This window comes from Pseudoalteromonas sp. QJM3NY_22 (assembly GCF_056173065.1).
In genome coordinates this window covers 2524991-2537853 of the sequence record NZ_CM149655.1, presented here as the reverse complement: position 1 = coordinate 2537853, position 12863 = coordinate 2524991, and the positions used below count along the sequence as shown (strand labels likewise).

The following is a 12863-nucleotide window of genomic DNA, read 5'->3' as shown; positions in this document are numbered from 1 at the left end:
GTTCGTTTATTCAGTAAATACTGAAAAGTTTGTATTAAAAGCTTGTAACAACTAGTGTTTGTAGATATACCTATAAATATTCGCGCCGCTTAGAGCGGTAAACACATTTTTAATATTTGGTTAGAAATAGGCAACTATGGGCAAATCGCTAGTAATTGTAGAGTCACCTGCTAAGGCTAAAACAATTAATAAATATTTAGGTAATGATTTCATCGTAAAGTCTAGTATTGGACATGTACGAGATTTACCTACTTCGGGTTCGAGCAAAGCTAAAGTGCCGGCAACTAAAACGCCAGCAGAAGTTCGTAAATTGCCACCTGAAGAAAAAGCAGCGTATAAAAAACAACGAGATTATACCAACTTAGTCGCACGTATGGGAATTGACCCTGAACAAGGCTGGGAACCGCATTACGAAATATTGCCGGGTAAAGAAAAAGTTGTCCAAGAATTACAAAAACTGGCAGAAAATGCAGATCAAATATATCTCGCAACGGATTTGGATAGAGAAGGGGAAGCGATTGCTTGGCACCTTCAAGAAATCATTGGTGGAGAGCCTGAAAAGTATAAACGCGTAGTTTTTAACGAAATTACTAAAAATGCGATTCAACAAGCGTTCGAAACGCCGGGTGAGTTAAATACCGATATGGTTTTTGCTCAGCAAACGCGACGCTTCTTAGATCGCGTTGTAGGCTTTATGGTGTCGCCATTACTTTGGGCAAAAGTCGCTCGCGGACTTTCTGCAGGTCGAGTTCAATCAGTTGCAGTGCGTTTATTGGTTGAACGTGAACGTGAAATTAAGGCATTTATACCAGAAGAGTTTTGGGATATTCATGCTGATGTTAAAAACACAGAGTCAGAGTTACGTTTAGAAGTAACCAAGCAAGACGACAAGCCATTTAAGCCAGTAAATGAAGCTCAGGCTAGCGCAGCAGTTAAAAGCCTTGAGAATGCCGAATATAAAGTTGTTAATGTTGAAGAAAAACCAAGTAAGAGTCGCCCAAGTGCGCCTTTAATTACTTCAACAATGCAACAAGCGGCGAGTACACGTTTAGGTTATGGCGTTAAAAAAACCATGATGCTTGCTCAGCGTTTGTATGAAGGTGGTTACATTACTTATATGCGTACCGATTCAACTAATCTGTCAAAAGATGCAGTTGCTATGTGTCGTGAATATGTAACCGAGCAATTTGGTGAAAAATATTTACCAAAAGATCCGATTAACTACAGTTCTAAAGGCAATGCACAAGAAGCGCATGAGGCTATTCGTCCATCAAGTGTAACAGTGCTTTCTGGTCACATTGAAGGCGTTGACGCTGATGCTAAAAAATTATACGAGCTTATTTGGCGTCAATTTGTTGCGTGTCAAATGGTGCCTGCAGAATATGATCTAACTACTTTGACTGTTGCAGCAAACGATTTTCAGCTCAAAGCAAAGGGTCGCGTATTACGCTTTGATGGTTGGACTAAAGTACAACCTGCAATTCGCAAAAAGAATGAAGAAGATCAATCATTACCACCGGTTACATTAGGTGAAACACTGACTCTTGTTGAACTTGATCCTAAGCAACATTTTACCAAGCCGCCTGCGCGTTTTAGTGAAGCGAGTTTGGTTAAAGAGCTTGAAAAACGAGGTATCGGTCGTCCTTCTACGTACGCATCTATTATTTCAACGATTCAAGACCGTGGTTATGTACGTGTTGAAAATCGCCGTTTCTTCGCTGAAAAAATGGGTGAAATTGTTACCGATCGTTTAGTTGAAAACTTTACAGATTTAATGAATTTTGACTTTACCGCTAAAATGGAAGGTCGGCTAGATGATATCGCGGAAGGCGAGCGCGTTTGGACTGAAGTACTTGATAAATTCTATGCTGATTTTTCAACGCAACTAACTGTCGCCAAAGATGAGCCAGAACAAGGTGGTATGCGTCTTAACGAGATGGTTGAAACAGATATTGAATGCCCTACGTGTAGCAGAAAAATGGGTATACGCACGGCCTCAACCGGTGTTTTCTTAGGGTGTACTGGTTATAGCCTTCCACCAAAAGAGCGTTGTACTACAACGATGAACTTGGTATCGGGTGATGAAGCTGTAGCTGCAGATGTTGAAGATGTAGAAACTGAAAAGTTAATGCAAATGAAGCGTTGTCCAATTTGTGAAACAGCAATGGACTCATACCTAATTGACGAAACTCGTAAATTGCACGTGTGTGGTAATAACCCCGCATGTAAAGGCCACGTAGTTGAGGAAGGTACCTTTAAAATTAAAGGCTATGATGGACCAATTATCGAATGTGATAAATGTGGTTCGGACATGGAGCTTAAATCGGGTCGCTTTGGTAAGTACTTTGGCTGTAATAACGAAGAATGTAAAAATACTCGTAAGCTACTTAAAAATGGCGAAGCAGCGCCGCCAAAAGAAGATCCTGTTCACATTACTGAATTAGAATGTGAAAAATCAGATGCGTATTTTGTTTTACGTGATGGCGCTGCGGGTATATTTTTAGCCGCAAATACTTTTCCTAAGTCACGTGAAACACGTGCACCTAAGGTAGAAGAGTTAAAACGCTTTAGAGACCGCATTTCGCCTAAGTTTTATTATTTAGCAGATGCACCAGCTAAAGATCCTGATGGTAATCTTGCTGTTGTACGCTATAGCCGTAAAAATAAATCTCAGTATGTTATGACTGAAGTTGACGGTAAAGCTACCGGCTGGACTGCTCATTATGAAGCGGGTAAATGGACCGAAGAAGCGAAGAAAAAAGCAGCACCTAAAAAGAAACCAGCGGCTAAAAAAGCCCCTGCTAAAGCAAAGGCTAAGCCAAAAGCAAAAAAAGAGGCTGAATAAGTAAGTAAATAATCGCTTATTCATCGCTTTTAAAAGCTAAAAAAACCGGAACGCACAGCTTGTGTCGATTCCGGTTTTTTTATCTATTTATATGTACTTCGCAATGGCTTTGTTAGCCGCACATATAATACCAACCTGCATAAATATTTGAACAATTTATCGAATTAAATCACTCTACACGTTGTTAAAAATTTTTATTTAGAACAATTAGATACAAAATTTTTGCTTAGTTCTAGCGCGATTTTCTTATCGTTAAATAGACCACATATACAAGCAGATTGGTATGAATACTATTAAATTTTTACAGAAGATATTTTCTTGTATCCTTCTGATTCAAGTTCATCATTTACACACTTTAATACGTATGCATTTAGATCTTCATTACTTACGTCGTCATCTTTAGCCCAGTTAACACACATTTCTGTGTATTCTTTTATTGTTTCGGCTGAGGCGTTTGTCGCATCGTCTGCTACTGCGTAAGTTGCAGATACTGCAAATAAAGGTGCTACGATTAATGCTAGCAATGCTTTGTTCATTCGTTTATTCCTAAAAAAATGGTGTGACGACTGAATTACGCTATTTAAATTGAAGCGTAAAACAATAGTGCCCAGTACAGAACAATTCTGTTGGTATGCTGATTTTTAAACGAAATTGAGATAAAAGATAACGAAATATTTTTATCGTGAAGATGAGTAATTCATTTATCGGTATTTTCACATCATTGTGTTGTTGTGAGTTATAGGCTAAGGTCGCTTTTTTAAATTAAAAGACCAAAAAATGTCATCACATACCCCTCAAAAAAAGCCACGCCAAGCGAATAAATTAGAGCATGCGTTAGAATCTTTTATCTTTAAAGGACGTTGGCTTCTGGCCCCATTTTTTGTTGGTTTACTCTTTGCAGTTGTATTGTTACTAATAAAATTTTTTAAACAGCTTTATTTAATGGGTATTGCGACGTTTTCAGCAACTAATCAAGAATTACTTGTTGGCATTTTAACCTTAGTCGATACCGCACTATTAGCAGGGCTATTACTAATCATTACATTCAGCGGTTACGAAAACTTTGTTTCAAAGCTTGATATTGATAATCATGAAGACAGACCATCTTGGATGGGGAAAGTCGGTTTTTCAGGGCTAAAGATGAAACTAATAAGCGCAATCGTGGCTATTTCAGCCGTTGAATTATTAAAAGTATTTATTAACTCAGGTGCATACCCAAACGATGAATTACTGTGGAAGGTGATTATTCATGTTACGTTTGTTATGTCTGGTGTTCTATTTGCGCTAACTGATTACTTAAACAGTAAAACTCAAAGTCATTAGAAAAATTAAATGTACAAAAAAGCCCAAGTAATTTACTTGGGCTTTTTATGTTTAGAGCTTAGCTGTAACATTAAGTGTAATTATTGATGTCATTAACACTCTGCATAAAAGCAAGCGTAAGGCTCAAGCGTTAGTGTATCTTGGCTTAATTTTGCGCTGTGATGGCTAAGCTCAGTGTATTCTTTAACGATTGATGTTGGCATATCAATACTTGCTTGTTGAAAGCTTAGATTAAACATGCAAAGCATTCTTTGCGTTCCAAGGGTTCTATAAAAAGCAAGCACAGGCTCAGGCGTTTCAATAAACTCAATATCACCCTCAAGCAAAACCGTTTGCTTTTTTCGCCAGGTCATAAATTCACGGTAGGCATTTAAAATTGAGTTGTTATCATTTGTTTGCATCGCAACTGATTGTTTTTTGTGTGCATCATCTACTGGGAGCCAAGGCTTGGCTTCACTAAACCCAGCGTGCTGCGATCCAGTTTGCTCCCAAGGCATTGGCGTTCTACAGCCATCACGCCCTTTAAAGTTAGGCCAAAACGTTATGCCATACGGGTCTTGTAAGTCTTCAAAGGCAACACTTGCTTCACCTAACCCTAATTCTTCACCTTGGTACATACACACGCTGCCGCGAAGAGAAGCAAGTAGGGCGGTTAACATTTTACATTGCTGAGAGTTGATTTTGCCGTTTTCGCTCCAGCGGCTTGCTACGCGCTCTACGTCATGATTGCTAAATGCCCAGCATGGCCAGCCCTCAAGCATATGTTGTTCTAGGGTTTGAACCGTAGTTCTAATATATTCACTTGAGTAATCATTTGTTAAAAGCTCAAAGCTATAACCCATATGCAGTTTGTCGCCGCCTTGAGTATATTCTGCCATAGTTGCTAACGAATCTTCTGACGATATTTCCCCAAGTGATACAGTACCTGGGTATTTATTAAGTAATGCACGAATATCTTGCATAAACTCAATGTTTTCTGGCTGAGTATTGTTGTAATAATGGTACTGAAACGCATACGGATTATCTTCACTAAAACCACGGCCTTGACGCTTATCTTTTGGTTTAGCTGGATTATCGCGTAGTCGTGCATCGTGATAACAAAAATTAATAGCATCGAGTCTAAAACCATCAACGCCTTTTTTAAGCCAAAACTCTACATTATCAAGCACTGCTTTTCTTACATCTGGATTATGAAAGTTAAGATCCGGTTGTTCGGTTAAAAAATTATGCAAGTAGTATTGCCCGCGACGAGGTTCCCACTGCCAAGCCCCACCACCAAAAATAGAAAGCCAGTTATTTGGCGCTGTACCATCTTCTTTTGCATCGGCCCAAACATACCAGTCGGCTTTATCGTTTATTAAATTATCGCGGCTATCTAAAAACCACTGATGTTGATCAGAGGTGTGACTTAATACCTGATCAATAATTATTTTAATATCACGATCATGGGCTTGGCTTATTAGCTCATCAAAATCATTTAAATCACCAAAAAGCGGGTCAATGTCGCGGTAGTCACTAATATCGTAGCCAAAGTCTTTCATTGGCGATTTGAAAAAAGGTGAAATCCAAATAGCATCAACGCCTAAGCTTTTAATGTAATCAATACGATTAATAATTCCTTTTAAATCACCAATACCATCGTTGTTGCTATCTTGAAAGCTACGCGGATAAACCTGATAAATAACCGCACCTTTATACCACTGCTTTTGGGTCATGCTTTTCTCCGTCATTCCACACAGTACTTAGACTATTCTTATTTGTGATTAAGATTAATCACGTTATTTGAAAAAGCATACGTGAAGCCTTGAACACTGTAAAAAGCCTGCATACGTATGCACTAAAATTAATACAATTAAATTATTAAAAATAAGTACTTAGGCATCATTAAAAATGTTCGATTTGTGTGTTTTTTTGTTTACCAATTATGTAATTTAGCTATTTTCTTACTCGAACTAAGCCTAATAGCTTGTCCTATAAGGGAAATATATCTTATGTTTCACCTTTAATGGTCTGACCAATTTCACACTTGGTTGATGCTTGATAGTTCTTATTTTTCATAGCGGTACTAATTAATTTCACTTTGTTTACATCAAGGTCAGTGAGCTATTAACTGTTAATAGAGTAAATTTAACGAGCAATGTTTTCCAATTGATTTTATTTGTTTTTATATATAATTAAATCAATTGGTTAGTCTTTGTTTTTTCAAGTTTATGTTAATGTTAAATCCTTCTGTAACGGTTGAATACGTATGCATAAAGTTGTTAATAAAATAAAGCTGGCGTTAATATCCATCCTGACAACAAAATTAGCTCGCCTGTTTGACTATCACTCAAATAAAGAAGCGAGTATCACAATATGGGTAACGGGAAAAACATCATGTCTATGTTCAAACCAAGTATATTAACGTTGGCAATGGCTACTGCAGGATTAGCAAGCTTTGCCTCTGTAGCAGCACAAGAAGATACAGTCAAAAATGATGACGTTGAGGTTATCGAAGTAAAAGGCTTTCGTGGCAGTGTTGTAGAATCAATCAACACAAAGCGTTTTTCTACTCAAGTCGTTGAGTCAATTTCAGCAGAAGATATAGGTAAGCTACCTGATTCATCTATTGCTGAGTCTATTGCACGCTTACCAGGTTTAACGGCGCAACGCCTAGATGGTCGTGCAAGTAGAGTATCTATTCGTGGCTTTGGCGAAAACGAAAGCGGTACTACATTTAATGGCCGAGAGCAGGTATCTATTAGTGATAACCGAGGCGTAGAATTTGACCTTTACCCATCAGAAATTATGAGCGGTGTAACTGTTTATAAAACACCTAGTGCAGATTTAGATGCAGAGGGTATTGCGGGCATAATTAACATGCAAACAGTTCGCCCACTAAGTAAAGGTGAACGTGTTGTTCAAGTAAATGGACAGTATGAGCAAACAAGCTTTGATAAATTAAACCCTGACGGCAACGACGACGGTTACCGTGGCACTTTCTCATACATCGACCAGTTTGCTGATGACACCATTGGTATTGCATTTGCACTAAACACCATGAGCTCGCCAAACCAAGAAAAACGTTGGAACTCATGGGGCTACCCTGAATTTACTGCTGAAGATGGTAACTCATATTCAATTTTAGGCGGTGCAAAACCATATGTTCGTTCATCAACGCTTGAACGTGATTCAGCAATGCTTGTTCTAGAAGCAGCGCCTACAGATAAACTAAATATGACGTTTGATGCGTTGTATGTAGACTTTACAGATGAGCAAATTTTACGCGGCATTGAAGTTCCTTTTGCTTGGGGTCAAGGTAGTATTGATGCAAGTAGTGCTACTGTAAATGCAGAAAGTGGATTTATAACAAGTGCTGTAACACAAGGCCAACGTGTTGTTGTGCGTAACGATTACCAAGAGCGTGATGCTGAACTGACTGCATTTGGTTTTAACACTAAATACGATATTGATGATTCATGGTCAGTAGAATTTGATGCAAGTTACTCGCAAGTTGACCGTAAAATTTGGAGTATAGAAAGCTACTCAGGTACAGGACGTGGTGATTCTCGCGGTGTTGCAGATAACTTAGGTTATGCTTTTAATGGTGGCAATACTGGCGCTACTTTTTCACATGACTTAGATTACAGCGATTATGATTTAATCCAATTAGGTGGACCGCTTTCGTGGGGCGCAAGCTCTGCACTAAATGATGCATATGGATTAACTGGCACAGAGTATGAAAACCAAGCTCAAGACGGTTTTATTAATGCTCCAACTATTGAAGATGAATTAGTTACATTAAAACTTGCAGCGTCTAAAGTACTAGAAAACGAATATATTAGCTCAATTGAATTTGGCTTAGGTTATAAAGAGCGTGAAAAGTCTAAATCTTCGCAAGGTTACTTCTTGACTTTAACTGATTTTTCTCTTGAAAACCCAGGAATGCTTAGTGTACCTCAGCAATACCGTCTAGGCAGTGTTGGCCTTGACTTTATTGGGCTAGGCGACATGATAGCTTACGATGTAAATGGTTTAGTTAATGATGGTTACTATGAAACCCTTGACGAAAGTTTAACTAGCTCAACTCATGCAACTAAGTCGTGGACAGTAAAAGAAGAAATCACCTCAGCATTTGCACAAGCTAATATTAATGCAGAAGTAAGTGGTCTTCCATTAACTGGTAATGTTGGGGTGCGCTATGTTCATACAGATCAATCCTCTCAAGGTAATGCTTTTGGTGTAGATGGTAATACTGGCCTAGTCATTACTTCACCTACAGATATTGGTCACGATTATTCTCACGTTTTACCAAGCTTAAATTTATCACTTGCGATTGATGAGCAGCAAACAATACGTTTTGGCGCAGCTAAAACAATCTCACGTGCGCGTATAGATGAAATGAACGCCTCTGTTAATGCATCATATAATGATACACCGGATGAAAACGGTAACTTTTGGTCTGTATCGGGTGGTAACCCTAATTTAGAACCTAAAGAAGCAACAGGCTACGATTTATCTTATGAAAACTACTTTAGTGATGAAGGTTACTTCTCTGCTGCATTTTTCTATAAAGACTTAACCCAGTGGATTTTTGACGGTACTTACGCGATTGATATGTCGGGTGTTGCGGACCCATCAACAGGTGAAGTACCAGCTACGTCAGTAGGTACTGGCAGTGGTAAAGTAAATGGCGGCGGCGGTGACCTATACGGTTACGAGCTATCTCTAGCGTTACCATTTAAAATTTTCCACCCGTCTCTTGAAGGCTTTGGCTTAATTGCTAGTCATACAGGTATTGAATCTGATATTAAAGATGGAAATGGTAATAAGTACGAACTACCGGGTCTATCAGATAAAATTCAAAGCTTAACGGTTTACTACGAGATGAACGGCATGCAATTACGAACCAGCATGCGTAAGCGTAGTGACTTCAAAGGTGATGTTTACGGATTAGGCTTTAATACAGAGCAAGTGAATATTATCGGCGAAACAATTTGGGATATTCAGGCCGGTTATGACTTCTCTGAAGCAGGGGTTGAAAGCCTTGAAGGTTTATCAATTCAGTTCCAAGTTCAAAACTTAACAGAAGAGCCGTTCACATCGCTTTCTGGCGATAACGCGCTACAAGTTCGCGACTACCAAGATTACGGTCGCACTTACTTGTTAGGCTTTAGCTACCAGCTATAATAAAGGTTGTGTGTAGGAGCCCTTGTAATTTGTTTTACAAGGGCTTTTTTATAGCTACTTTATCAAACTTAACAAAGCTTTAAACTGTAACGTGGATAATAAGATGAAATCAATAAAACACGTCGTGATCGCAGGCGGTGGTACCGCAGGTTGGATAACTGCAGCACTGCTTAATAAAGTGTTAGGTAAAGTAATTAATATCACATTGATAGAGTCATCATCTATTGGCACCGTGGGAGTTGGAGAAGCAACAATTCCGCCTATTATTCAACTTAATAACGCATTAGGCATTAACGAAAAAGAGTTTATAAACGAAACCAACGCAACAATTAAACTCGGTATTGAATTCGAAAACTGGAAAAAACCAACGCACAGTTATATGCATGCGTTTGGCCCGATTGGAAAAGACTTCCCGTTTTGCGACTTTTATAACTTTTGGTTAAAAGGTCGAATCACGGGTTGCGAAGACGATTTATGGGATTTTTCGTTAAATTACCAAGCCGCTAAACAGCATAAATTTGCTCCCTTAAACACAATACCCAATACCCAATTACCTGGGCTAAGTTACGCTTATCATTTTGACGCCACACTTTACGCTGAATATTTAAAAAAGCTGGCAATATCGCGTGGTGTAAAACACATTGATGCCAAAATTAGTGAGGTTACACAATGTTTAGCAACGGGTAATGTAGAAACACTCATACTCGATGATAATAAGCAAATCAACGGTGATTTATTTATAGATTGCACAGGGTTACGTGCGTTGCTTATTGAGAAAACACTCAATACCGGATTTGTAGATTGGTCTCATTATTTACCATGCGATAGTGCCATTGCAGTACAAACAAAATCAAACGATGAATTAAAACCTTATACGCAAGCAATTGCGCACAGTGCCGGTTGGCAGTGGCAAATTCCGCTACAAAGCCGAATAGGCAATGGCTTGGTTTATTGTAGTCGTTATTTATCGGATGAAGACGCAAAGGCGTTGTTGCTTAATAACTTACCCGCAGATCCAATAACAGAACCTCGATTTATTAAATTCAAAACAGGTAGACGTGTAAAGCAATGGCATAAAAATGTAGTCGCGGTTGGTTTATCAAGTGGCTTTTTAGAGCCATTGGAATCTACAAGCATTCACCTAATTCAAAGCGCAGTTACGCGGCTGATTAAATTATTTCCGCACCATGGTATTAGCGGTGCGTTAGCAATCGAGTTTAATAAACAAAGCGTGACAGAAATAGAGCACATGCGCGATTTTATTATTTTGCATTACAAACTTACTGTGCGCGAAGACTCCGCATTTTGGCGTCAATGCATCCAAATGGATATACCGGATTCACTGATCCATAAACTTAATCTATTTAAACAAACAGGTAAGGTGATTCGTGAAAATAATGAGTTATTTACCGAAATAGCATGGCAGCAAGTGATGATTGGACAAGGCTTAATACCTGATGACTATTGCACTATTGCTAATTCGTTTACGGACGAGCAGTTAAGTGATTTGTTTATTAGTTTAAAAACATTAGTAAATTCGACAGTTGAAAAACTTCCTACCCACAAAGAATTTTTAGCCAGTATTAAAAGGGCGTCATAATGCGATTTATACAGCAAATACTCTTACTCTGTTTATATACTATACCAAGCATGTCTTATGCTCTTAGCGTTGAACCAGCTAATTGGTGGGTGGGCATGAAAAAAAATACAATTACGCTAATGTTGCATGAACAAAACATTGCAAACACCCAATTTAAGCTTTTACCTTATCAAGGAGTTGAGCTGGCCAATATTACGCGCACCGAAAACCCTAATTACGTATTTTTACATATAGCCATTAGCGATACAGCCCAAGCAGGCACATTAAAATTTAATAGCAATGGTAAGAATAATTTCATTTTCTCTTTACTTGAGAGAACAAAAAATAGTGCTGTGCGAGAAGGTTTTAGCAGTAAAGATACTGTGTATTTAATTAATCCTGACCGTTTTGTAAATGGCGATAAACAAAATGACACCGTGAGCGGTATGTTGGAGGAAGTAAATCCAACATTTAAAGGAGGGCGACACGGTGGTGATATACAAGGTGTTATTAATGCATTGCCATATTTAAAAGATTTAGGTGTAACGCAGTTATGGTTAACGCCGGTGCTTGAAAACAACATGCCCGATTACTCTTATCACGGTTATGCTATTACTGATTTTTATAAAGTAGACCCACGCATGGGTTCTAATTCACTTTATAAATTGCTCTCAGTAAAGGCCAAAGGGCAGGGGATTGGTCTTGTAATGGATATGGTGCTTAATCACTTTGGTGCTGAGCATACATGGATGAAGGATAAACCGAGCAAAGATTGGATCAACTTTAATGGCGAATTTGAAAATGGTAAAAATGCGACAAGCCATGCCCGCCAAACAATTCAAGACCCACACGCAAGCGATTACGATAAACGCCAGTTTAACGATGGCTGGTTTGTAGCCAGCATGCCGGATTTAAACCAGCGCCAACCACTTTTAAGCGAATATTTAACTCAAAATGCGATTTGGTGGATTGAATACGCAGATTTAAGTGGTATTCGCGTTGATACTTACTCTTACTCAGATAAAGCATTTTTGAGCGATTGGACAAAAGCAATTATGCAAGAGTATCCGGATTTTAATATTGTAGGAGAAGAGTGGACCTCTAACCCTGCTATTGCCTCTTACTGGCAACGTGGTAAGCATAACCAAGATGGCTATACGTCAAGCCTACCAAGCGTTATGGACTTTTCGTTGCAAGAGTCGGTAATTCAAGCGCTAAATGAAGATGAAAGTTGGAACACCGGTTGGGTTAAAGTATATGAATCGTTAGCTAATGATTTTTTATACCCTGATACCAATAACATTATGGTATTTGCAGATAATCACGATATGAGCCGCGTTTACACTGAACTTGGCCAAGACGAAGCCAAAACTAAAATGGCAATGACCTTGTTTTTAACCACACGAGGTATAGCCCAAATGTACTACGGTACGGAAGTGCTATTAGATAACACCCCAAGTAAAGACCATGGTGATATTAGAATAGACTTCCCAGGTGGATTTAAAGGCCAAACTCGTAACGCCTTTACGGGCGAGGGGCTAACAAAACAGCAAAAAGAGATGCATAAAACAATTAGCACCTTGCTTAACTTTAGAAAAAGTAGCACTGCGCTTGATAAAGGAAAACTTGTGCACTTTACGCCTCAACAAGGTGTGTATAGTTACGCGCGTATTAGCGACGAGCAAACTGTGTTGGTATTTATGAATAAAAACACAAAAGAGCTCACTAAGAATATTGAGTATATGCAGGAAGTAATACCAAAAAATGCCAAAGCACTAAACTTATTCACCCACAAAACACAGGTGTTGGGTAATACAGTTGCTTTACCGGCAATGAGTGCAACGGTATTAATTATAAATACCTCTCAATAGTTTACCTGAATACGTATGCAGCAACTGTATGGTTGCTGCAGTAATCTTTAGTATAAAGTAATAACAATACTGACAA

7 protein-coding genes are annotated in these 12863 nt (G+C 38.6%); 5 read left to right on the top strand and 2 right to left on the bottom strand.

What is annotated here, in order from left to right; genetic code table 11:
* The first annotated feature begins 136 nt into the window (after positions 1-136).
* Positions 137-2845 (top strand): type I DNA topoisomerase, encoded by a 2709-nt coding sequence (topA, locus tag AC0VZ4_RS11480; RefSeq protein WP_008134073.1) that lies wholly within the window; start codon positions 137-139, stop codon positions 2843-2845.
* A gap of 293 nt (positions 2846-3138) precedes the next feature.
* Here the strand turns inward: topA and AC0VZ4_RS11475 are convergent, their stop codons facing one another.
* Positions 3139-3381, bottom strand: coding sequence for a hypothetical protein (locus tag AC0VZ4_RS11475; RefSeq protein ID WP_007375379.1), 243 nt, complete (start codon positions 3379-3381; stop codon positions 3139-3141).
* A 241-nt stretch (positions 3382-3622) separates the two neighbouring features.
* Between AC0VZ4_RS11475 and AC0VZ4_RS11470 the strand changes: the two genes are divergently transcribed.
* Positions 3623-4168, top strand: coding sequence for a TIGR00645 family protein (locus tag AC0VZ4_RS11470; RefSeq protein ID WP_007375378.1), 546 nt, complete (start codon positions 3623-3625; stop codon positions 4166-4168).
* 92 nt (positions 4169-4260) lie between these two features.
* On the opposite strand, the gene AC0VZ4_RS11465 is transcribed toward AC0VZ4_RS11470, so the two are convergent.
* Positions 4261-5883, bottom strand: a complete 1623-nt coding sequence (locus tag AC0VZ4_RS11465; RefSeq protein ID WP_007375377.1) for an alpha-glucosidase family protein — start codon at positions 5881-5883, stop codon at positions 4261-4263.
* A gap of 661 nt (positions 5884-6544) precedes the next feature.
* Here AC0VZ4_RS11465 and AC0VZ4_RS11460 point away from each other — a divergent pair.
* The 3 genes from AC0VZ4_RS11460 to AC0VZ4_RS11450 all read left to right on the top strand — a co-directional run bounded on the left by AC0VZ4_RS11460 (position 6545) and on the right by AC0VZ4_RS11450 (position 12787).
* Entirely contained in the window at positions 6545-9337 is a 2793-nt protein-coding gene (locus AC0VZ4_RS11460; protein ID WP_475439734.1) for a TonB-dependent receptor, read from the top strand.
* A 103-nt stretch (positions 9338-9440) separates the two neighbouring features.
* Positions 9441-10937, top strand: a complete 1497-nt coding sequence (locus AC0VZ4_RS11455) for a tryptophan halogenase family protein (protein WP_475439733.1) — start codon at positions 9441-9443, stop codon at positions 10935-10937.
* A 50-nt stretch (positions 10938-10987) separates the two neighbouring features.
* Positions 10988-12787, top strand: coding sequence for a glycoside hydrolase family 13 protein (locus AC0VZ4_RS11450; protein WP_475441645.1), 1800 nt, complete (start codon positions 10988-10990; stop codon positions 12785-12787).
* The last annotated feature ends 76 nt before the right edge of the window (positions 12788-12863 follow it).

Excerpts from the sequence above, each read along its gene's own strand:
- topA (WP_008134073.1), top strand. The coding sequence starts at position 137 with ATGGGCAAATCGCTAGTAATTGTAGAGTCACCTGCTAAGGCTAAAACA.
- AC0VZ4_RS11475 (WP_007375379.1), bottom strand. The coding sequence starts at position 3,381 with ATGAACAAAGCATTGCTAGCATTAATCGTAGCACCTTTATTTGCAGTA.
- AC0VZ4_RS11470 (WP_007375378.1), top strand. The coding sequence starts at position 3,623 with ATGTCATCACATACCCCTCAAAAAAAGCCACGCCAAGCGAATAAATTA.
- AC0VZ4_RS11465 (WP_007375377.1), bottom strand. The coding sequence starts at position 5,883 with ATGACCCAAAAGCAGTGGTATAAAGGTGCGGTTATTTATCAGGTTTAT.
- AC0VZ4_RS11460 (WP_475439734.1), top strand. The coding sequence starts at position 6,545 with ATGTCTATGTTCAAACCAAGTATATTAACGTTGGCAATGGCTACTGCA.
- AC0VZ4_RS11455 (WP_475439733.1), top strand. The coding sequence starts at position 9,441 with ATGAAATCAATAAAACACGTCGTGATCGCAGGCGGTGGTACCGCAGGT.
- AC0VZ4_RS11450 (WP_475441645.1), top strand. The coding sequence starts at position 10,988 with ATGTCTTATGCTCTTAGCGTTGAACCAGCTAATTGGTGGGTGGGCATG.